Origin of the sequence: Clostridium sp. TW13 (genome assembly GCF_024345225.1) — a bacterium.
Classification (GTDB): Bacteria; Bacillota; Clostridia; order Clostridiales; family Clostridiaceae; genus Inconstantimicrobium; species Inconstantimicrobium mannanitabidum.
Map to the genome: position 1 here is coordinate 3,034,764 of NZ_BROD01000001.1, position 24,106 is coordinate 3,058,869.

19 protein-coding genes are annotated in these 24,106 nt (G+C 30.7%); 2 read left to right on the forward strand and 17 right to left on the reverse strand.

Annotated features, from left to right (window positions below; genetic code table 11):
• Positions 1-60: 60 nt before the first annotated feature.
• The 4 genes from OCU47_RS14365 to OCU47_RS14380 form a co-directional block, all read right to left on the reverse strand.
• A complete protein-coding gene (locus tag OCU47_RS14365; RefSeq protein ID WP_261829296.1) occupies positions 61-1,002 on the reverse strand; it encodes an amidohydrolase family protein in 942 nt (313 codons plus the stop codon).
• Positions 1,003-1,516: 514 nt separating this feature from the next.
• Entirely contained in the window at positions 1,517-1,870 is a 354-nt protein-coding gene (locus OCU47_RS14370; RefSeq protein ID WP_261829297.1) for a hypothetical protein, read from the reverse strand.
• 43 nt (positions 1,871-1,913) lie between these two features.
• The gene (locus OCU47_RS14375; protein WP_261829298.1) at positions 1,914-2,396 is read right to left on the reverse strand and encodes a hypothetical protein; all 483 of its coding nucleotides are present in this window, start codon (positions 2,394-2,396) and stop codon (positions 1,914-1,916) included.
• 231 nt (positions 2,397-2,627) lie between these two features.
• A complete protein-coding gene (locus OCU47_RS14380) occupies positions 2,628-2,753 on the reverse strand; it encodes a hypothetical protein (protein ID WP_261829299.1) in 126 nt (41 codons plus the stop codon).
• 253 nt (positions 2,754-3,006) lie between these two features.
• Between OCU47_RS14380 and OCU47_RS14385 the strand changes: the two genes are divergently transcribed.
• Entirely contained in the window at positions 3,007-4,512 is a 1,506-nt protein-coding gene (locus OCU47_RS14385) for an arylsulfotransferase family protein (RefSeq protein WP_261829300.1), read from the forward strand.
• 104 nt (positions 4,513-4,616) lie between these two features.
• Here the strand turns inward: OCU47_RS14385 and helD are convergent, their stop codons facing one another.
• From helD to OCU47_RS14445, 12 genes are all read right to left on the reverse strand, one after another.
• Positions 4,617-6,824: an RNA polymerase recycling motor HelD gene (gene helD / locus OCU47_RS14390; RefSeq protein WP_261829301.1), complete on the reverse strand. Its 2,208-nt coding sequence runs from the start codon at positions 6,822-6,824 to the stop codon at positions 4,617-4,619.
• Between the two features lie 191 nt (positions 6,825-7,015).
• Positions 7,016-8,728, reverse strand: a complete 1,713-nt coding sequence (locus OCU47_RS14395) for an ABC transporter ATP-binding protein (RefSeq protein WP_261829302.1) — start codon at positions 8,726-8,728, stop codon at positions 7,016-7,018.
• The gene (locus tag OCU47_RS14400; protein WP_261829303.1) at positions 8,718-10,475 is read right to left on the reverse strand and encodes an ABC transporter ATP-binding protein; all 1,758 of its coding nucleotides are present in this window, start codon (positions 10,473-10,475) and stop codon (positions 8,718-8,720) included. The genes OCU47_RS14395 and OCU47_RS14400 overlap by 11 nt, the downstream gene beginning before the upstream one ends.
• Positions 10,476-10,574: 99 nt before the next feature.
• On the reverse strand, positions 10,575-12,284 hold the full coding sequence (locus OCU47_RS14405) for an acyl-CoA dehydratase activase (protein WP_261829304.1): 1,710 nt from the start codon (positions 12,282-12,284) through the stop codon (positions 10,575-10,577).
• Positions 12,281-13,552: a 2-hydroxyacyl-CoA dehydratase subunit D gene (locus OCU47_RS14410; protein WP_261829305.1), complete on the reverse strand. Its 1,272-nt coding sequence runs from the start codon at positions 13,550-13,552 to the stop codon at positions 12,281-12,283. Before OCU47_RS14410 ends, OCU47_RS14405 begins: the two co-directional genes overlap by 4 nt.
• A gap of 252 nt (positions 13,553-13,804) precedes the next feature.
• Complete coding sequence (locus OCU47_RS14415) at positions 13,805-14,368, reverse strand: glutathione peroxidase (RefSeq protein ID WP_261829306.1); 564 nt, start codon at positions 14,366-14,368, stop codon at positions 13,805-13,807.
• An 18-nt stretch (positions 14,369-14,386) separates the two neighbouring features.
• Positions 14,387-14,860, reverse strand: a complete 474-nt coding sequence (locus OCU47_RS14420; protein ID WP_261829307.1) for a glutathione peroxidase — start codon at positions 14,858-14,860, stop codon at positions 14,387-14,389.
• A 456-nt stretch (positions 14,861-15,316) separates the two neighbouring features.
• A complete protein-coding gene (locus tag OCU47_RS14425) occupies positions 15,317-16,801 on the reverse strand; it encodes a SpoIIE family protein phosphatase (RefSeq protein ID WP_261829308.1) in 1,485 nt (494 codons plus the stop codon).
• Between the two features lie 136 nt (positions 16,802-16,937).
• Entirely contained in the window at positions 16,938-17,222 is a 285-nt protein-coding gene (locus OCU47_RS14430) for an STAS domain-containing protein (protein ID WP_261829309.1), read from the reverse strand.
• A 15-nt stretch (positions 17,223-17,237) separates the two neighbouring features.
• Complete coding sequence (locus tag OCU47_RS14435; protein ID WP_261829310.1) at positions 17,238-19,235, reverse strand: methyl-accepting chemotaxis protein; 1,998 nt, start codon at positions 19,233-19,235, stop codon at positions 17,238-17,240.
• 45 nt (positions 19,236-19,280) lie between these two features.
• Positions 19,281-19,667 carry an ATP-binding protein gene (locus tag OCU47_RS14440; protein ID WP_261829311.1) on the reverse strand — a complete coding sequence of 129 codons (387 nt, stop codon included), beginning with the start codon at positions 19,665-19,667 and terminating at the stop codon, positions 19,281-19,283.
• 573 nt (positions 19,668-20,240) lie between these two features.
• The gene (locus OCU47_RS14445; RefSeq protein WP_261829312.1) at positions 20,241-20,828 is read right to left on the reverse strand and encodes a hypothetical protein; all 588 of its coding nucleotides are present in this window, start codon (positions 20,826-20,828) and stop codon (positions 20,241-20,243) included.
• A 416-nt stretch (positions 20,829-21,244) separates the two neighbouring features.
• Between OCU47_RS14445 and OCU47_RS14450 the strand changes: the two genes are divergently transcribed.
• Positions 21,245-22,603, forward strand: a complete 1,359-nt coding sequence (locus OCU47_RS14450) for a tetratricopeptide repeat protein (RefSeq protein WP_261829313.1) — start codon at positions 21,245-21,247, stop codon at positions 22,601-22,603.
• 66 nt (positions 22,604-22,669) lie between these two features.
• Here OCU47_RS14450 and OCU47_RS14455 read toward each other — a convergent pair whose 3' ends face one another.
• Positions 22,670-23,998, reverse strand: a complete 1,329-nt coding sequence (locus tag OCU47_RS14455; protein WP_261829314.1) for a carboxylesterase/lipase family protein — start codon at positions 23,996-23,998, stop codon at positions 22,670-22,672.
• Positions 23,999-24,106: the final 108 nt, after the last annotated feature.

Consider the following 24,106-nt stretch of genomic DNA (forward strand, 5'->3'; position numbering starts at 1 on the left):
TGCAACAGCTAGCTCTTTTAGTAGAATATTGTGAAATAAAGCAACTTAAGATTATGCTTATTAAGCATAGTTATTAACTTCATTTAGCCCAGTTAAGCGTATTGTATTTAATTCATCAGCAGTCATAAGTCCTGCATTATATAAATTTAAATATTCTTGCGAAACAGTAGCGTTAAATATTATTAAGTCATCAGAATTTATTGTAACAGGAACACCAAAATCAAATAACTTTCTTATTTGATGAGATTGATAATTTAGTGAATTTCTTAACATTATGTTGCTTGTTGGGCAAACATTTAACTGTATTTTATGTTTCGCTAACCATTTCATAATTTGTGGGGAATTAGCCGCCGCAATACCATGTTGTATTTGATTAAGTTCTAGTTCTTCGGCATACCTCATAACATCATCAGCACCGCCAAACTCTCCAATATGAGCTTTAAGTATCAACTTTGAATCACGTGACTTCTGACATATCTTTTTTAGTTCATTCATGGAGTAACACCTTGAATAATTGCAAATATCAATACCTCTAAACCAGTTTGCACTAAAAATCTCATCAAGTTTACTCTGCTCACCCGGTTCATATCCCACAGCTAAATCTGGAAGAAATTCTGTTTCTGGAGCAAATTTTTTATGTAGCCCGTCCATAATACTTATGAAATTATCAATCGTTCCGCACGCATCAATTTCATCAATTGCGAAACTCAGTGCTAAGACCGCTATATTATCATTTTTTGCTTGTACAAAAGCGGCTTCAACTCTTTTTAAATACCCTGAAAAACCTGGACAATAACATTTCACATTATCATTTAACCACTGGTTCATTTCCTTCAGAGAGTTAAATGGTTCTGAAGGAGGAGTAATTTTAACATTTGCCAATTGTTCGATATATGTAATTGAACCTCCACGACCAGCATGGCTGTGCAAATCGCTCTTTGGAATAGATTCTAGTCCCTTAAGTGAATTTTCTTGTAGATACATTTCAAATTTATCATTCATTCTCACACCCCCATATATTTACAAAATATAAATAATTTTAGTTCGTAAATTATTACTATTCCATAACAACCTAATTAATAACTTCTATTATATTTTGAAAATTATTACAAATTAGTTTAATAAATAACTAAATCCTAATTTTAAATAAAATAAAAGAAGGAGCCTCCCCATAATCCGGAAATTATCTTTCATTATTATTTATGAAATATTTCTGTACCTTTTGATCAAAGTGAAGCTCTATACTATCTATATCTTTATTGTTTTTATAGTTATCTTATATATAATTTTTTATGATATGACATGCAACAGTATTACATTTCTTAAAGCCAGTAATACCAATAGTTTTTTTAAAACTACGTCATTTATGGTACGGTTCCCCGTATCGTTATCAAATGCGATTTTTTGTAACTCATTAAAGTCCGCATCATTAATCTGTTAGTTTATTGTATATCCTATTGTACAAAACACATAAGTCATAAGCCTGTCACCAACATTCTAGTGTTTCTCACCCTTTTTAATATTTTCTTATGTTTTTCACAAAATAAAAAGCTGAAAGTATTATGTTACCTATCAGTACAACCCATGATAATATAAACCAAACGTTGTATACATTCTTGACATCAAATATGTATAATGCATACCTGAATCCCCCCAGGAATTGTAAAACTCCCAAGATTAAAAACACCACAACCTGAAGCTTGTATACCTTTATTGTGATTGCTTGTTTTATATTTTCTTCAGCATTTTTATTTTTGTATTTTTTCATAATAAGAACAAGATTCAATATATTGATTAAGGCTCCTAAGAACCAGAAGAATTTAATAAATATCAATACATATCCCGGTGCTATGCTATATAAGCTGTCCAAATCATTCACCTCCCTCCCTTTTCAACCTAACAAATTGATTCATTTAATATCCGACTGTTTCTCTTATTTTGTTAACATAGAAAACCGCATATGCGGCAATGAAGAAAAACATCCAATGTCCAGAAAACCCTCTTACTTCATATGCCTGATATCGTTGAAACTGTTTATATGTAACATATTCAATCAATTGTCCATGACTTGTCAATGCATATGATCCATTGACTATTTCAGGACTACCATTCTTCATAAGAGCCATGAAAATCATAAAATTGATACCTGTATAAATAAAACTGATGATTACAAGGCATATTATCCATGTGGGAGTATTTGGGGCTAATGATACTATGTTTAAATTTGATTTTTTCGCAGTATTTAATGCCAATCCTAATACAACAATACATAAAACATGTATAAGCATAACTCCTTGTATTTTTTCTTGTGGATTGATAAAAAAGGTTGATATATGCACTAACAGACTTACTACAAACCCACATAATGCAAAATAGCATAATATTTTGGTTTTCACAAGATTCATTCTCTCCCTTATTTTATATTTAGCAAAGATTGTATGGCAGCCACACAATCTTTGCTAAATTTATATATTCTTCAATGAAATTACAAATCCTCTAAAATTATTACATAAACATTCGACAAACATACAAATTAACATACATCGCGAATATAGATGAGAGGCACATAAGATATGAGTTTTCTAACTAGACCAAAACTTATATCAATGTGCCTCTCACCATAATTTTTAATCTATTTCCCTTAAAAACTTCACTACGATTATCCAATCTGTATCTTTAGGAATACTTAATTCTGATAAATTCTTCATTTCACTCCATAATGCATATGTAGCCTCCATAAAAAACTTATTCATAAAATCGCATTTACTTATGGTACGGTTCACCTTTCATAATTCTAAAGTTTGATTGTTACGTTTTTATCTTAATCAACACAAATTATCTTGATCAACATAATATATACTACAAAAATTGAATACACAAATTAGAGCTAGTGGAGTGACAACTTTTCTTTCTACTTGCATCTATAATTACCAATAATATATCAAGTACAAATAATATAATTATTAATAACATTGATATGATAATAAATAGGAGATGATAATTTAGATGGATAACTTTAAAGCGGGAGAACCATCAGAAAAATCTGCCAATAATTCAAGCTCACAAGTGTGGGATTTTGTTTCCTCCCCAGACTTGCATCCCATGAAGGTTACTATCAACATGAATAAAGGTGGAACAGCTTCTGGCTTAATATTCGTTTCACCATATACCCTATATGAGGCAACTATGATTGGACAAACAGGATCACTGATTATGGATCAAGCTGGTAACCCAATATGGTTTAACCCCCTTAATAACAGATATATTCAGAATACAGACTTTAGAGTACAATGCTATAAAGGAATCCCGGTTCTTACCATGTGGCAAGGAACCATCTCAGGAACTCAATCTGCAACCCCTAATCTTCCACCAGGTAATCCTGAGCCTGGTGCCTATTTCCAAATTATAAACCCAAATTATAAAATTATTAAGAAACTCACTGCCCAAAAAGGGTACACTGCTGACCTTCACGAGTTTACTATTACAAATCGAAATACTGCTTTGTTTACTGCTGTTAAACAAATATCAGCAGATTTAACCCCCTATGGAGGGCCAGTAGATGGATACTTTAATAATTATTCCATTCAAGAAGTTGATATTGAGACTGGTAAGTTGCTTTTCTTTTGGAGTGTCCTTGATTATATTAATCCGAGAGATTCAATGATACCTGCATCATCTGCAACTACTTTTAATAATATTTGGGATTGTTTCCACGTGAATTCTGTTCAAGAGGGTCCAAATAATACACTTCTAATTAGCATGCGTAACATGTGGGCCATTTATAATATTGATAAAGAAACAGGGAATATAATTTGGCAGCTTGGTGGAAAACAAAGTGATTTTACTTTTGGTCCAAAAGCCACATTTTCTTGGCAGCACGATGCCCGTTATAGATCTGGAAAAAGGATAAGTTTATTCGATAATGGTTGCTGTTCTTCCCCAAATTCTCCTCCTGAGAGTAAAGCGCATGGCTTAATCCTTAAGCTGAATTTCCAGAACATGACTGCAAATGTAGATCGAGCATATTATCATGACCCAATGCTATATGTTCCAACTCAAGGGAATCTTCAACCATTATCTAATGGGAATCAATTAGTTGGCTGGGGGCAGGACCCATATGTTTCTGAATTCTCAAATGTCGGTAATACAGAAAATGATCCTTCGTTAAATTTTCTATTTGATATGCAATATCCTAATCAAAATCTTTCTTATAGGGCCTTTAAAAGTAAATGGATAGGATTGCCGCTTTATCCACCTAATATTGCTATAGAGATATTTCGTGAAAATGCGGTAATTGTCTATGCATCATGGAATGGTTCAACTGAAACTGTGGCTTGGCAGGTATTAGCGGGTCCAAAACCTGATAGATTGTCAGTTGTAGTAGACAATGTACCTCGCACTGGATTTGAGACAGATATTTATGTTAATTCACATGTATCATATTTTCAAGTAAATGCATTGAATTCATGTGGCTATGTCATTGGTATGTCGCGAATTGCGCATTTAGAGTAGGAATGCTACAGTTTTCTCATTTAGTGTAATAACTATAAGATTCAAAAATTTATAGAAGCACCACACTATTCATATTTTCAATAGTGTGGTGTCTTTATGGATTGCTAATCCTGAATTATTCTCTCCATTAGTGGTGTCAAGCATCCAGTATAATATACATTCAATATATGAAGTGCTCTTGTGCATGCAGTGTAGAGTAGCAATCTATCCTCTTCAGAACTGTAATTTACATTCCCAGCATTATATACAACCACTACATCAAATTCCAAGCCTTTTGCAAGGTAAGCTGGGATAACTAAAGTACCATTTACATACTCATCATCTTCTTTAGTCAAAGCCTTAACTTCTGTTTTATCCTTCAAAAAGCTATATACTCCATCAGCTTCCTTTACTGTTCTTGTTATTATTCCAATTGATTTATAACCTTTTTCCTTGTACATTTCTATATCCTTTAGAACTCTTTCATTAATAGAATTCTCCTGGGAATATCCAAGAACTATTGGTTTTTCTCCACTTCTTTCTACATATTGGGCATTAACCTCATCATCTAAAATTCTTCTAGAAAACTCAGTAATCTCCATGGTGGATCTATAACTCTTTGTAAGATTAATTATGCAGGTATTATCCTGAGGAAATATATGAGCGATGTTATTATAGTTTCCAACATTCATATATGGATTTATAGATTGATTTAAATCCCCAAGCATTGTTATATTGGCGTGGCCAAAAAGCTGATAGAAGATTTCATATTGTAGTGGTGTATGATCCTGAGCCTCATCAATTATTACATATTTGATTTCTGTGGTTTTAGGAAAATCTCCAAAGGCTCCTTTTAAATAAAGCATTGGCACCTGATCTTCGTAGTTAAGAAAGTTAGATTGAAGTTTTCTAAGGGTATAATTTTTTATTTCAGGCTCCAATTTTTTAAAGAGCTTCTTATAAATATCAAGCAAATCAAACTTTGTAATTCTTCTAATTTCTTCATATACATACTTAGTTTCTTCAGTAATTAAAGCTGCTGCCTTTTCTTTAACTTCCATCTCATCTACAAAAGAACCTGTATCCCATAGATTTTCATAAATTTCATTTTTTCTTTCTTCTTCATAAGGTTTTAGTAAAAATAAAATTCTTTCTCTTATCTTATCAAGCCTTCTTTTTAGAGGAAATCTTATATAATCCTTGTAATACAACTCTTCAATTTCCTTTGATGACACTATTAAATTATCCCTAAAAATTATGTCCTTAAAGTTTCTATCTGCTTTTTCAGTTTTCTCTACGTGTCTCTTTAATACATCTATAAATTCAAGCGAAGATTTATATTTTATGTTTTTGATTCTTATCTTGTAATCAAAAGACTTCTTTCCAGTAAAGATAAATTCCATCATGTCATAGTAATCTTCCTTAATAAATCTATTGCCTAAAGCTTTGTGCATATATTCCTTAAATGTAGACTGAAGCATATTGTCTTCTCCAAGCTGAGGCAGTACATTGGATATATAGTCATTAAAAATCTGGTTTGGTGAAAATATCACTATGTTTTTAGGGGTTATTTTATCTCGATGTTTATATAAAAGATAAGCTATTCTGTGAAGAGCAATGGAAGTTTTTCCGCTGCCAGCAGGCCCTTGAACAATAAGGTTTTTGTATTCTTCATTTCTGATAACCCTGTTTTGTTCTCTTTGAATAGTTGTCACTATAGCCTTCATCTTACTGTCGGTGCCCTTACCTAAGATTTCCTGGAGCATCTCATCGTCTATCTTAAGGTTGCTATCAAACATATACTCCATTTTACCTTCATTGATTTTGTACTGTCTCTTTAAAGTGAGATCTCCCTCAATAGTCCCTTCAGCACATTGGTAGCCTGCCTTTCCTATTTCATAATCATAAAACATACTTGAAACTGGAGCTCTCCAATCGTATATTAAAAAGTCATAATCCTCATTCATAAGATTTGACATACCGATATAATACTTTTCTGCCTTTTCTTCTCCATTTTCATGAAAATCAATTCTTCCAAAGTAAGGTGCCTTAAGCATCCGCTCATATTTCTCCTGAAGGGTTCTTGTAACTTCATGATTTCTCTTTTGGTATTTCATCCTGTCAACAAACCCCATAAAGCTTACAATTTGCTCAAGCCCATTGGTTATAGATACAGATCCAAGCTCCTCCCACATTTCCCTTTGAGTTTCAAGAGCATCATTTTTAAATCTGTCCTTATAATCAAGCTCTTCCTCCAGCTGCCTTTGAGTCTCCTTAAGCACAAGCTCCAGCCACTGATCTTCTGTCTTCCATTCAAAGTCATTAATGTTCATATACATCTGCCTCCTTGCTATGGATATATAGGCCATAAAATTCTTCTTAAGTATACCTGTGAAATAGCTTAAATAACAGTCTATATATTATTTTTTAGATATGGTATAATTAAATAGGGGGAAATGAGATTCTCCCCTTTTTTATTGCATAAAAAAAGCACCCTTACGGATGCTTATAATTTTATTAATTCTCATCTTACCTGTTGAAAGTTATACAATTCGTTATATATAGTGCTTTCACTCATTAACTTTTCATGTGGTCCCTTAGCAACAATTTTCCCTTTATCTAAAACGTATATAATATCTGCATTTTGAATAGTTGATATTCTATGGGCTATGATGATTGTTGTCTTTCCCTTTCTCAATTTATCAATATTCTTTTGAACTGAAAATTCAGTTTCAGTATCTAAGGCTGATGTTGCTTCATCTAAAATGAGCACCTCTGTATTTTTTAACATAGCTCTTGATAATGCCAATCGTTGCTTTTGTCCACCAGATAATGAAATTCCACGCTCACCAACTTGAGTTTCGTATTGATTTGGAAAACCCACAATAAAATCATGACATAACATTTCTTTACATGTATTCTCAATATCTATAGGTTTATAACTTTTATCCAATGTTAAGTTTTCTTTAATAGTGGAAGGTATGAAATAAGGTTGTTGAAAAACCATAGAAACCTTATCTGTATATTGCTTTCCATAGCAATTGATTGGAACATCATTGATAAAAACCTCTCCTCTATCCGGTGAATATGCTCTAGTTAGTAATTGTGCAATAGTTGATTTACCACTGCCACTTTTCCCAACAATAGCAATCTTTTTGCCAATTGGAAAGTCTATTGATATATCATTAAGAACTGCAGGAGAGTCAGGTGAATAGCTAAAGGTTACATCTCTAAATTCTATTGATTCAATGTGCTTATTAAAATCAGCAGAACCAAACTTAACCTCATCTCTTCCTATTACAGACTTAATACATTCAACAGAAGCTTCTAGCTTTTTAGCAATTAATGCTTGTTCGAATAATTGTCCAAGCTCTGTTACTAATTGATCAACAAAGGTAAAGCCTACTACGAATTCCCCTAAAGAAATACGGTTTGAAATTACACCTATACCACCAAGTAAAATTGCAACAATTTTAGTACCGTAAAGAAAAGGATCACTTATAAACAAAATCTTATTCTTAAATAAACCTTGCTTTATAATTGCCTTAAAATATTGAGAAAACTTTTCTTTATAATTGTTGATCTGCCAATCCTGACGATTATAAGCTACTATTTCTCTAATTGATGAAATACTTTCTTCAACAGCAATAGCAACATTAGCTTTTTCCTCTCTGACCTGCTGTGAAAATTGCTTGGTTTTCTCGCCAAACTTATGGAGTAAAGCATAATAAATAATTGATACTGTTACTACAATTATTAACATCATAAAATTAATATTTGCTATTGAAAATACTAAAAAGACAATGGTAAGAATATTTTTCACTGATTCTGAAAGTATTTGATTAACAGATAAATCACTGGCATCAGCTATATTGTTTCTTATATTGTTTAATAGACTGCCTACATGTTCTTTGTTAAAAGCTGCTGTTGGCATATCATAGATTTTTATCAAAAATTCCTTTGTTAAAACCGTCTGAAGGTTATAACCTATATGAAAGAATACTACCTTTCTAACAGTAAACCATAACTTAGGCCCAAAAAAGAAAATTGCATACAGTGCTAGTATCTTAGGAAATTCCTGATATTGTTTTGCACTGAATACTTTATCAATTAAGTCTCGCTGCAATAGTGTTGCAATAATCGGTGTGAGACTCTCTAAAAAAATAGCAGAATACCCCAATAAAAACCAGCGTTTCTTGTTTATATACTTAAAAATAAATGACATACTAGACCTCATTTGCAGCCCCCCTCATTACCATTCCGTAAAATAGTCCCTTCTTATCCATCAAGGACTCATAAGTCCCATGTTCTGCAATCTTGCCTGCTTCAAGCACAATAATTGAATCATATTCTCTTATTGTAGAGAGTCTATGTGCTACAGCTACAACTGTTTTGTTTGCTGATAGCTCATCTATAGATTTCTTGATAGCAGCTTCAGTCACATTATCCAAGGCTGATGTTGCTTCATCTAGTAAAATAATCTGTGGTTCCTTAAGTATCATTCTAGCTATTGAAATACGTTGTTTTTGACCACCTGATAAACGAACACCTCGTTCACCAAGAATGGTATCATATCCTTCTTCTGTATCCATAATAAACTGATGTGCACTGGCACGTTTAGCTGCTTCTATAATTTCATCCTCTGTGGCATCAAGCTTCCCAAGCTTAATATTATCCTTAATTGACATATTGAATAGGTATGTATCCTGGAACACATAACCAAAGCTTTTCCTTAAACTTTTTAGTTTTAATTTTTTTATATCATATCCTCCCATTAAAATTTCACCATCTGTAACATCATAAAATCGCCCTATTAATTTCAATATGGTTGACTTGCCACTGCCACTTTCTCCAACAATAGCTGTTTTTTTACCAAATGGAATTTTAAAAGATATGTCATTTATAATTGGTTGTTTATCTTTATAAGAAAAAGAAACATTCTTAAACTCAATATCAAAATTATCTATTTGCACTTCTAAATCATTATCATCTTCTACAACATCTGGTTTCAAGTTTAAAAATTCATATAAATACTTAGCATAATTTAATGCATTATATTGAGCTGGGATAATGTAAAAAAACACTGAAAATCCTCGAGAAACAAGCCCCATAAGAAAACTATACCCAACAAGTTCTCCTATCAATAATCCACCGCTTTGTACTAATCCTAAACCATAATAGTAAAACAAAACAATAGAAATTGTTAATGTGAGACCAACTGTTGTATAACGAAAATGTCTCCAAAAAATTGACCACATTCTAGCAACCCTAAATTCATTGAAATCCCCTATAGTTTTATTTATGATCCAATCTTTACTCCCCATTGTTTTTAATTCAGTTGTAGCTTCAATGGCATCATATAAAGATCTTTGTGATACTTGTGCTGCCTTAGTTTCAATACCTAGGTAATACTGTATTTTTTTATTTGCTGTTCTATTTAAAAATACATATATAATATTGCCAACCATAGCAGCGAAAAAGAAGATAGGTTCACTGGAAATGAGAATAATAGATGGCACTACAAACTGTGCTAAGCAGTAAATGAATTGTGGAAATAAGAAGGTGTAAGTCTGTTGAGTCTCATTTACCGCATTTTCAAATATAGATAAAATCTCCCCTGTAGGTACTTTTTCATAGTAGGAAAAACCTAACTTTTGTAGCTTTTCCATTAAGTCAGTTTGTTGATTCTTAATAATTTTATTAGATATGATTTGTTCTAATAAGTTAAAGATTGACTTCGCAATCAAGATAACTACAACTATACCGCATAAAATGAAAATTTGATTTATAAGTAATGATAACTGTTTTAAAGGCACAACACGGTCAATTAAATATCCCATACGACGAGGAATCATTAATTCCCCCCAAATCATAGTGCCACCACATATAACATATAACAAAGTTAGTAATATAAATGGCTTGAAATAACTTAATGTCCAAAAATATAATTTAAACATTTCTTTCTTTTCTAGTTCTTTTCTCAATTTTATCCCCCCTTGGATGGTATCCATGAATAAGCTTGGCTTATTCATGGAATTACTAAAGCAAGCTAAAATTTGCCTATACCTTCTCCTAATAGATTGTTATTCTAAACTCTCAATTCCAAATAAGGCAGCCCCTATTGCTCCAACTATCTCTGGCTCATCTGAAATGAATAATTTCTCTCCAATCTTTTCTTCTATTGCTTTTACAACCCCTACGTTTTGTGCTACTCCGCCTGTCATCATAAATTCACTTTCTTTTCCTACCCTTCCTAGAAGTGCATTGGTTCTGCTAGATATAGATTGATTTAAAGCATGGATAATATCAGCCTTTTCTTTATTCTGAGCAATTAGTGAAATTACTTCTGACTCTGCAAAAACTGAACACATACTGCTTATCTTTATATCTTCCTTCCATTTTAAAGATTCTGGTCCCATATCTTTTATATCTATCTCTAAAGTTCTCGCCATCATTTCTAGAAACCTACCTGTACCTGCAGCACATTTATCATTCATTACAAAGTCTACTACTTCACCTTTATTATTTAATTTAATAACCTTACTATCTTGTCCACCAATATCTATTATTGTTCTAATTTTAGGATTTAAATAATGAGCTCCTTTTCCATGGCAGCTTATTTCTGTTACATCCTTGTCCGCAAAAGTTATACTTACTCTTCCATAACCTGTAGATACAATTAATGAAAGATCTTCTGTGCTTAATCCTGCTTTATTCAATACTTGTTCTAAAGCCCTTTTGGCACTTTCACTACTCTTAGCTCCAGTTCTTACTACTTCATATGCTACAATTTCTCTTCTATTATTTAGAATAACAGCATTAGTTGATGTTGATCCACTGTCAATTCCCATTACATATTTCATGTTTTCACTAGCTTCTTCAATATCCTTATTTTTTAAGTTATCATTAATATCTTTGCTCATATCCATATTATTATCACCTGTTCCTCTATTAGCATTTAACGATTCAATAAAGGCTTCAACTCTTGTCTTAATTTGTCCTTCACATTGCTTAGTATAATCTGTTTCTACCTTTAGCACAGGAACATCATAATTTTCTTTAAGATCTGCATATTCATAAGAATAAATATCACAAAACTTAACTGTATGATATATAATTCCATCTAGGTTTTCCTTTTGCTTTTCAAGAAAATTATTTCTTTCAGTAATATCAGTCATATGAAGACATGGCAATTTGCTTAATAAGTCCTTTATATAATCATGATATATATTATCATCTTTCAAATTATATTCTCTCTCATCACCAGTGCATGAAATATTAAAAAATATATTGGTATTATATTTTTTAACCATTTCAATTATCCCATCATTACACCTTGCACCCATTAACCCTATGTTTAATTTACTTGAAGGTTTAACATGCTCAACCTTTAGTGTGTCACATACTTTCTTAAGCTTTTTCTCATCAAATTTTTTGTTACTAAATCCCTCATAAGCTTGTACCATTTCTTTAACCACATCTGCATAAATGTTGATAGATTCTTCATTAACCTTTCTAGGCAAATCTAATATATAAATAAATTTTCCTGGGAAATTCTCTTTTAATGTATCATATAATCTTCTAGTGCTATCACAACAGCTTGTTAGTATTACTCCTTCATAATCATTTGTAATAACATCTTCCAATACACCCTTAACATAAGAACATAAGTTAGTGTGCATCATTGTTTCTGCTTTATCATAACTTGTTACATTAGGATCAATTCTCTTAGTTTCAATTCCTAAGCTTGTGAATATCTCTATTGGTGTGTATTTGCATGTATACCCAATCATCTGCTTGCCTCCATATTCTTTAATATTTCTAAAAATGCTTCTAATCTAGTTTTCAACTGGCCATCATGACAATTTCTTCTATCCATACAGTCTCCATCCAAAATAAGCATTGGTATATTTTTATCTTTCATGGCTTGCTTAAGTTGCATTACTCCACCTGAAGACTGCTTACAACCCCAATGACAAAAATGTATAACTGCTTGTGAATCAAGTTCATCAACAGCTTTTGTAATTGCTTCAATCTTTCTTTCATAGGAGCCATTATATATATTTAAAATAAGTTTTTTAGCTAATGCTTCAAGTGGATGTTCAAGATCCAATTCTTCCATATAATCAAAGTTCATATCATAACATTGAATCTGATACTTAGGATTAAAGTTAAAATATTCTTTCATTGTTTCTTGGTAATATGGTAAAAGATGAACCCAAAATACCTTTAATCCTTCACTATCAGGATATTTTTTTATATCCTCAGCTAATAATTTATAAAAATCATAAATTTCCTTAGTTCCTATACCTACATGGGATGCAAACAGCATGTACATATGCAATGTTAAGGAGCTTGGATAATATTTTGTTCTTTGATACTTTAAGTATTCTTTGAAACACTTTTTAGACTCATTTTCTCTTTCTAATATTTCCTTTAATCTATTCTCATCAAATTTTTTATTGCACTTTTCTTCAAGCATAGCAATCATATCTTTTAATTGAGCCACAACATATTTCTCATTCTCTACAGAATATTCATAAGGAATATCCAATACATATGAATCCAAATCATGTTTTTCTGAAAGATAACGCACTGTATTAACATTGCCATCACAACAGGTTGACGTTGTAAATGCAAATTTAGGCTTTGGAAGTATCCCACTTTCCACTGTTCCTATAAAACCCTTATGATAAGAACATAAGGTCTCTGCTACCCCTATATTTTCAGCATACTCATTTACAAAATCCTCACATTCAAATCCTGACATAAAGCATGACATACATTCTATTGATAACGCATCTATATCAAAGCACTGCAATATTTCTACTGGTGTAAAAATATTTACCCATGCAGAATTCTCTGGGTTCTTTAATGCTTTTAAAATTGAATTAATAGCTATTAAATTTAACTTCTTATATGCTTCTGGAACCTCATTTGATGTTAATTTTACTATTTGCTTTTCAAAAAAGAGCCCTAATTTTATCATCTTATAGGCTGTTCTGGGGTTATTTTCAGCTTGCTTTTTAGTTAATTCCTCATATTTTTTTACTATATCCATGTTTCACCTCATTTTTATGGTTAACTTCCATATTTAATGCACAATTCATATTTTTTCTATAACAACCAATATTAATTTTATTCCTAATTTCTTTTTTTATCAAATTCATTAATTTTTTTATGAACTAATAAAGGCAATGTCTTATTTGCCTAACATCACCGCGCTCTTTTTTGCTTAATTTTTTCTCAACAAAAATAGCTTGCAGCACAACTTAAGTGCTACAAGCTATAATAATTTTTGCTATCATTTAGATTATTTTAATACGTTATGTGAAAGTGTCTTCTCTATATCCTCTACCATGTCCATAGGTTCTACACTTGGCTCAAACCTTTTTATAGCATTACCATTTCTATCAATTAAGAATTTAGTAAAATTCCACTTTATGCTATCTCCAACCAAATACTCTGGGTAATTTTCTTCTAGCACTGAATATATCATCCTAGAAGAAATATTCTCTTTATCAAAGCCTTCAAAAGGACATTTACTTATTAAGTAATTAAATATTGGATGAGCGTCTCCCCCTCTAACATCTACTTTTTCTGAAAGCTTAAAAGTCACTCCATAATTAAGTTTGCAAAAATTATTCAAATCAGCATTGCTTCCTGGAGCTTGATTTGCAAATTGGTCACATGGAAATCCTAGTATTTCAAAACCATAATCATTATACTTTTTATATAGCTTTTCTAAATCTTCTAGTTGTGGTGTAAATCCACACTTACTTGCTATATTCACAATTAATAAAACCTTATTATTATACTCTTCAAGAGATACTTCCTTTCCATTAATATCTATAAACTTGTAATCAAATATATTCATTATTTCTTCCTCCAATACTTATAGTAATTTCTCTATATCATTTTTTATTTTTTCTGGAACTGTTATTGGAGCATATCTCCTCACTACATTCCCTTCTTTATCTATTAGAAACTTAGTGAAATTCCACTTTATTTCACTACCAAGTGTTCCTTTAGCTTCCTTTTTCAAAAATTTATATATTGGGTGCGCATCTTTACCATTGACATCTATTTTCTCAAACATTGTAAATGATACTCCATAATTAACTAAGCAAAAGTTACTAATTTCTTCATTGGTACCAGGATCTTGACTAGCAAATTGATTACATGGGAAACCAAGAATTTCTAATCCTCTATCTTTATATTCCTTATATAAAGCTTCAAGTCCTTCTAACTGAGGAGTTAATCCACATTTACTTGCTGTATTTACAACTAGAACAACTTTATCTTTATATTCTTCCATACTAATTTCTTTTCCATTCATGTTTTTTGCTTTAAAGTTATAAAAGTTCATAGTTCTATACCTCTCTTAAAATTATTCTATTGATTTATATAAATTTAATTTCATTCAATTTATATATTTAAAAAAATTTGCTCAAACTACATGTTATCACACTAATTTTTTAAAGACTGTAAAAACTGTATTTTCACGCTTATTTAATGTTTTAATTGCATGTATTGTTTTTATATTTAATTCAATTTAATTTTGTAAAATCATTCTGTAATTTAAGTATATTTATATTTTTCAAGTTTGTCAATAGATATATAGATAATTTTTCTCTCAAATTCTATTAACACCATTGTATTACCTCACTATTAGATTTAAATCCTAGAAAATTTAATTCTTATAATTTTCTTTATTGTAAAATAATCATTATAAAATACTACTGCTATAAAAATGTGCCATAAAGCAAAATTGCTCTATGGCACACTAAATAAGATTCTATCTTAGTATAAACACATAGTAATACTACAAAACTTCTATTAAAATCATTGTGGAGTCATCTTTTAATTTTCCAACGTCTAATATAGTATCATTTAAAAACTCCTCAATATAATTTTTAAATTCCAATGCACTTGCATCTTCCATATATGTTTGTATGACTTTATCTTCATCTAATATAAAATCTAATCCATCTGTAAAGAAGTAAATTCTATCACCTTTTTGCAATGAGATAATCTGTTGAGCAAATTCACTATTTTCAAACATACCCAAAAAGGTTCCTTCAACAATTTTTTCTTCAACTTTTTCTCTTTGAAAGATAAATTGATTTATTCCAGCTCCTACTACCTTCAGTTGCTTTTTACTAAAATCAATGCTAAAACAACATACTGCAATATAATTTTCTTCATAATAGTCTATTAATTTTTTATTTAAATTTTTCACTATTTCCATAGGTTCATTAGTAACTGCTATCTCTTGAAAACACAAAACATCAAAAGCTGATATACTAAGTGCTGCTGATATTCCCTTTCCCCTAACATCAACAAGTATTCCCACAATCAAGGTTTCACTTACTTTGTATATTCTGTAAAAATCCCCACTAACAATATCAGCAGGCACATATACAGTTTTAATATCAACAATTCCTTCTGCTGGAAATTCTTTTTGAATAGTTTTTCTTTGGATTTCTGCTGCTTTATTTAATTCTTTCTTAATTTCAGTTACATCTCTTATAATAGCTATTATTGCAGGCTTCCCTTTATATGATATATAACTATGAGATATTTGCAAAATAGCTACTTTATTATCAGAAAGAATAAACTCATACTCTGAAATATCTTTTATCTTCTTTTGTAATAATATATTTCTATATCTCTTGTGTAAAGATTTTAAATACTTTTCTTGAAAATGCTTATATATATTGCTTCCAATAATTTTATCATAACTTAAATTAAATAACTTACATGCTTCTAGATTTCCTAAAACAATTATATTATCTACTATTATAATCACTGGATCTGGTATACTTTTTATAGCCTGCTTATATGTTTCTTCTCTTTCTTCTAGCACTTTCTGAAGAACTCTCTTTTCTGTAATATCTCGTAATCTTTCAACAATATATAATGGTTCTCCATCTTCACCTATAACTGCATTGCAAGAAACATCCATAAATTTATTTAATTCTGGAATATATCTTTCTTTAGATATCATGTCTTTAGTCTGAACTGCTGCCTCAAATGAGCAATCTAAGCATTTTTCTGTTCTACCTAAAATTTCATAACACTTTTTGTCTTTCACTTCTTCAAGATTAGTATTATAAAACTTATATCCAGCTTCATTAAAAAAAGATATTGTGTAATCATTATTGTATACCTTTATTACATCAGGAATTCCATTTAGTATTCTATTTAGTTGTTTTTCTAGCATCTTACACTTTTCTTTATCTAATATGACATCAATTAACTCTGTATTATTCTGCGATATTTCTACCTTTTTTTCTTCCGAACTCATAAACTAAAGGTCCTTTCGATTTCAATTACCTTAATATCATAAGGCATCTTCAGAAAATAAATAAGTCCATAGTCTAATATATTGGAACTTGTTATTTATTTTCAGATGCCTAAATATAGACTATCTTAGGTGCTCACTATTGACATATTTCAAATACCTTATCTAATCTTGTTAATTTAAATAATTTTTCAACCTCTGGTTTTAATGATTTTAACTTTATACTGCCACCTTTTTCAACACACTTCTTATAAATAGATACTAATGCTCCAAGTCCAGTACTATCTATAAAATTGCATTTACTAAAATCAAAAATAAAATTCGTTTTTCCTTCTTCTACTAGCTTATTTGTTTCCAATCTAAAATTCGCCACTTCATCTACAATAAAATCCTTTGGTATATTTATAATTATATTGCTTTCCATCTTTTATCTTCTCCCCTATAGTTTAAACTTTTCTACAAGTTTAGTTAATTCTTCTGCCATTGCACTTGTTTCCTCAGCTGTTGCTGTAAAGTTATTTATTGCATTAGCTTGTTCTTCTGTTGCTGCAGATACATTTTCACTATTAGCAGTATTACTTTCAGTAACTGTAGCTACTTCATTAATCAATCTAACAACCTTGTCTGAAGATGCAACTTCATCTCCAGTAATATCAACAATTTCATTAACGTTATTAACTATATCTTTTATAGCATTAATTATATCAATAAATGCTTTATCTGTTTCTGATACTATCTGTACTCCATTGTCAACTTCAGTCTTTGCACTTCCCATTGAACTTACAGCATTTTGAGTTTGTTCTATCATCTCTCCTACTAGTGCTGCTATTTCTGTTGATCTATCATTAGTCTCTTCAGCTAATTTTCTTACTTCATCAGCTACCACACTAAAACCCTTACCATGCTCTCCAGCCCTAGCTGCCTCTATTGATGCATTCAGTGCTAAAAGATTAGTTTGTTCTGCAATAGCATTTATAGTTTGAACTATTCCATGAACTTTTGCAGATAAACCATTTAATAATTCAAGTGCTTTTGCTGTTTTATCACTGCTAGTACTAATTTCCTTCATTGCTTGTACAGTTTCTTCTACCTTGGTTCTTCCAAATTCCGCTACATTCATTGTATTACTTGCATTTAAACTTGTTGATTTAGCTCTATTTTGTGCAAGTTGTACAAGACTTGATAACTGCACTAGAACTTCTGAAATATCTACTATGGATTCATTTTGCTTTTCAGCATCTAACGCTACTTGACTCATCGTTGCACTTATTTCTTCTGTTGTTGCACTTATCTCCTCTGATGAAGCTGCCATCTCTTCTGAAGCTGCTGTCAGCTGTTGTGAAGCACTCAACACCCTTCTCACTATTTCATCTTGATGAGATATCATATTATTAAACGAAATTCCTAACTCTCCTATTTCATCTTTACTCTGTACATTCACCTTTACAGTCAAGTCTCCTTCACCAGCACGCTTCATCAACTTTTCTAAGTTATTTATAGGATCTATAATTCCCTTTTTAGAATATAAGTACGCGCATATCATCGCTATGATAATAGCTACAAAAACAATAATAATTGTATAATTTCTAATACTTATTGATGATGACATGCAATCATTGTAGTCTGCTGTAACTGCAACCACCCAATTTTCAACTGATTCAAAAGCAACATATTTTTTTACATTATTATATGTATAAAATTCCTGTGCTGTTTTGCCACTTTTCATTTGATCAATAATAATTTTAAACTCATCATTTGCTTTATCGCTTGCATTCTCTTTTAATATTTTGTTCTTATCAGGATGATACACAATTAGTCCATCTCTATTAATCATGTATGCATAACCTTTTTGTCCAATTTTAATTTTGGCTGCATAATTTGAAACATTAGCAAAGTTAATGCTTCCAACTACAGTTCCTATGACCTTATCGCCACTTTTAAGAGGATAAGCTATAAAAATAGCAGGATTCCCTGTGAATCTAGATGTTAATACATCACTAACCTGCTCTTTTCCATTAAGCGCTGACTTTATGTAGGATCTATCACTTAAATCAATATTAGGTGTCTGTGTTTGATTATCAATAATCACCTTACCCTTGGCATCTGTAATAATCAATGCCTCCATGTAATCTTTATTTTTTTCCTGAACACTTTGAATATATTTATAAGCCAAATTCAAATTGTCTGAATTGGGATTTGTAATAATATTGCTAATCTCTTGATTCAAACTTGACACTTCTAACATGCGTTTTACTGAATCTATTTTATCTTCAATTAAATTTGTTGCACTTGCTGCCTGTTCCTTTAATTGCTCTTGAACAGATGCTTGTATAGAATTTTTTGACATGCTAAATGATATAGCACCTAAAATACACATTGGTATAGAGATTACAATAAAAAAAGTAATCATCAATTTTGTTTTTATAGAAATCTTCATTAGTTTACCCCCTGTTATGTAAAATGTAAAATAGTTTTTCTGACTCTACATAATGTACTTTTTTACAATTATAGAGTTATCGATGTAATTCACTTCATCAGCATAGCAATTTATAATAAATAGTCCTCTTCCGCTTTCGCTTAAAATATTATTTTGATTGATTTCCTTAACAATATCTAAACTTTTAATTCCATCGCCACAATCTGTTACTGTTAAAGTTAATTTTTTTCCTAACACTTGCCACTTTACAAGTATCGGCTTGCTTTTATCACAGTTATTGCCATGAACAAAGGCATTATTAACAGCTTCAGAAATAACTAACTTTATCTCAAAGTGTTGACTCTTTAAATTCATTTTTGTTACTATGCTATCTAATTCACTATTCATATTGTCAAGCCCATAAAGCACGCTCTCACCTTTTATGCCCTGCATAAGTCCAAATTCCTCCTCTTTGTTAATTTTTGTACAATTGCATCCAAGGCATCTGAAAGCAAATAGTTTTATACACTATGTTATTTATTTTCAGATACCTAAAATTTACGCAACACCCTATATTATCGCAATTACAATCATATTGTTTAATGTTTTATGAACTATTTTGAACAAATATGTATATTTAATGATTGTTTTGCACTAATTATTGCTTATATTTGCTTATATTTTATAATATCGTATTTCTCATTTACCACTAACTATTTTTATCCGATAGCTAGCATCCATAACACTCCAACTTCTTTAAGTTGGAGATAATGGCTGCACGCTCCTGGATAAGTTCAACTAAGATTCAGATGGGGATCACCCCCCACATGAATCAAGTTTCACTTGATAATTTTAATTATATTATTCTCATTTTCCACCAGGTACAGTATGTTTGTACAATATACTATCTCTGATTAAGAAACCACTCTCAACAAAACTAAATTACTTTTACTACCCGTATATTTTGCATTAAGTGCTTAACATATATTTTGGAATTTTTATCACCATTAAGACTCTTTGATATTATTACCACTCAATTTCAGACGCCCAATATTTTGCTGGAAGAATAATTGAAGCCTCAGTTTTTTCAGGACAAATCAAAGCAGGAAAATAATCAAAGTCAATATAACCATTTGGCAAATGCTCCCTATGAACCATAAATGTTGTAAAGAAAACTTTCTTTCCATAAGTTAATTTGTCAGGAATCTCATAATTAAAAAGTGTTACTTTCTCATCTGCAAGAATATCTGCAAACATCTGAATCTCTTCATCTCCACAACTAACACCTTTTATTCTAAATAATTTTGACGCAATACTTTTTAGTTTTTCAGGTTGCTCTTCAAAAAAAGTATCTTCTGAAAAGAGCATGACTGCTGGACAATTATCCTTCCCTTGCTCAAATAATAAAGAATTGGCTTGGACTATACATGCTACTGCAATCCTGCCTTCTCTTATTAAAACTTTCTGATCTCTATATGTGCTCTCAAACCTATCATCTTTTGATTGCAACATCCAGTTTGGTTTTTGTAATTTTGTATAGCTACTAAAATGAAATCTTAACTTTTTTCTTTCTCTGTAATATATTTCTCTTGTTTTTAGCATTGCCTCTTTCATATAGATCTCCTCCTTATCTACAATTACATAACTTATTTATACCTTCTAATATATCAAAATTATACCATACCCTCACTACATTTATCTGTTCAAATCATTTCCTCCACTATTATCAACACTGCAAATTAATATTTCATGATATAATTATTGCAACAGTATTTATACTTATATATATTCTATTGAAGTTCCTACATTGTAATATATAGGCTATGTGTAATACTATTTCTTTGTTTATATAGTACTATTCCATAATAATGTTGGTGGACAAGTTACAAAAAATCGACATTTTTCTACCAACATTTAAGTGGAATAGTTCTATACTCATGTTTATAAACACACAAAGATAACATATGATTATGCATTTAACTAATTATGAATTTTGTTAACTGATGCAATTGAAGGGAAGGTAAATTTCGATGAATTTCTGGAGTATACTTGAAATAGATCCAACTGATGATATTTCTGCAATAAAAAAAGCATATGCTAAAAAACTTAAACTCCATAACCCTGAGGATGATCCTATAGGTTATCAGAAGCTTCGTGAAGCATATGACAGTGCACTAAAGAATGTTAAATTTATAAAATCCATAAATGAAGATTCTTCTGAGAATATTACAAATTCAGAACAAATTCAAGTTAAAACATACCATGATTTCAGCTTTTCCTCTTCTTCCATAGAAGAAATTTCTTCATTTAATCAGATTTCCTTTCAACATTCAAAAGTTGACTTATCAGAATTTAATTTGAATGATGCTAAAAACCTCTATGAAAAAAATAATAAATTCATGTTAGCAGTTGAATCTTTATATAATAACTTTTTTGCAAGAATTGATATAGATAATTGGAAAGCTCTTTTGAACAATGATGCTATGTGGAATATTGAAAACAGAGAAAACATTACAAAGTTAATGTTTGATTTCTTAGCTATCCATCATTATCTCCCTCAAGAAATTTGGATTTTGTTAGATAGTAATTTCAATTGGAATGACTCTGAAAACTTCAAATATGGACATAATAATGAGGAATTTTTGAAGTATGTAAAAAAGCAAATAACACAGAAGACTCCATTGAGATATTCTTTCTTCAACACTAAATGTTTAGTAGATTTTGAAAGCTTTCTTGAAAATAGAGAAAAAGCTTATGATTGTATTTTAGAAAATTCTCTTTCTGCAACTGACCTTTATATAAAGAAAGTAAAACAAATTTATGAAAATGATCCTGACTTGTTACTTATTGAAGGTAAGCTTAATTTAAAGAATGAAAATTTTGATAATGCAATTTTAGTACTTAGTGAATTACTACTAATCGAACCAGATAACTCAGATGCCCTTTTGTGTCGTGCAACAGCATACTTTGAAAAAAATCAACTTGATGCTGCCATAAATGATTATGAAAATGCTTATAATAAAACACCAGCTGACTCAGATATACCTCTTATATTAACAAAGAGCTATCTTAAACTTGGTGAACTTGAAAAAGCAAAAGATTATGTTCTCAAAGCCATTGATTTAAATTCACTTTCCAGCGAAGCAAAAGCTTTGCGTTCTCAGATAAATGCACGAATAAAAATTAAATTAAACAATGAACTAAAAAATGATCCTTATAATGCGCAAATAAAATCTAAACTTTATTCTATAGAACGTGAAATTCTCCAAAAAAATAATGTAGGTTCATTTAAACCAATTGAAACTCCACTAATGAAACGCCCTTACGTAAAATTAGGCATACTTATATTCATATGTATTTTAATTCTTTTAGCTGCAAAGTATTTATAATTTGGTTATAAAGAACTACAAAAAATAAAAATATATCTTAATAGATATATTTTTATTTTTATATTGCTAACAGAAAAACTCCATAATAAATGGTTCTGTTTTTTTACATGGCTTCCATTCATCAAATCCTTCATGGTTTGGATTTCCGCTTTTCATAAAATTAGTCCAATATTCTATCATTTTCTTACTTAACTCATAGTCTTTATCTTCCATTGGTCTCCAACATCTTTTTAATGTCCCAAACATATACCAAAGTTCTGCGGAATGGAAAGCTCCAGCCTCATCTCCTGGCAAATCTCTTGTAAAGTAATATACATAGGATGCATTATGCCCTAACTCTTCACACTTTAGACTCCAATTAATACATGCATCATATATGCTACCACGGTTCCCCTTCTCTAACATTTCTGGTGACACTAGAATATCATTTTTAGTTGAACCAATTATATAAGGTATATCCTTTATAAATCCGTTGTCCACTAGTTCGTTATATCCACCTTTAAGTACATAATTATCTATTACAGGGATAAATACAAGACCTTGTCCAGAAGCAAATCCTTGTGCTATGATGAGATTTGCTTTATCTTGAATAAATTCTGCAGGTAATTTTCTTAGTTCTTCTAAAGAATCTACCTCACAAGCTTTTATAAATTGTTCTCCTATTTTAATTGCTTCTTCTATTTTATAATCTCGATTTAGTTCACTAGCATAGCCACCTCCACTTTGCAAAATAGCCTTTTTTATCATATTTCCTGTAAGCTGTGATGACACTAATGTTTGAACACTCATAGATCCAGCTGATTGTCCCATAATAGTAATATTTTCAAAATCACCGCCAAATTCTTCGATATTTTCATATATCCATTTTAATGCAGTTATCTGATCTAATATACCGTAGTTTCCAACTGTCCCTCTATCACTTTCATCTATAAGCCATGGATGAACTAAAAATCCAAACACCCCTAAACGATAATTAATAGTTACAAGAATAACTCCTTTTTTGCAATACTCTTCTCCGTCAAATTCTTTTTCATGCCCATAACCACCAAAAAATCCTCCACCGTGAATCCACAATACTACAGGTAACTTTTCACCTTTATTTTCAGCTGGTGTCCATATGTTTAAATATAATGAATCTTCACTAGTTTTAGGACTACCTTCACTGTAAAACTCTTTATCATAAAATCCCCCGGGATTTCCGAAGTTTTGCATACAAGCCGCTTTAAATTTGTCTGCCTTATAAATGCCTTCCCAAGAATCTACTTCTACTGGTTCTCTGAAACGCAAATCTCCAACTGGTGGTTTAGCATATGGAATTCCTCTAAATACACTATACCCTTCCTTTTCAATTCCAGAAATATCCCCTTTTTTAGTTCTAACCATTGTTATACTCATATACTCTCCCTACCTTCTTTATATTATTTAATCTTATTTTAATTGAAATGATATCTTATGTTTAGATTATCACCTAAACCTCTTCTTTTCCATAGCATTATCGATTTA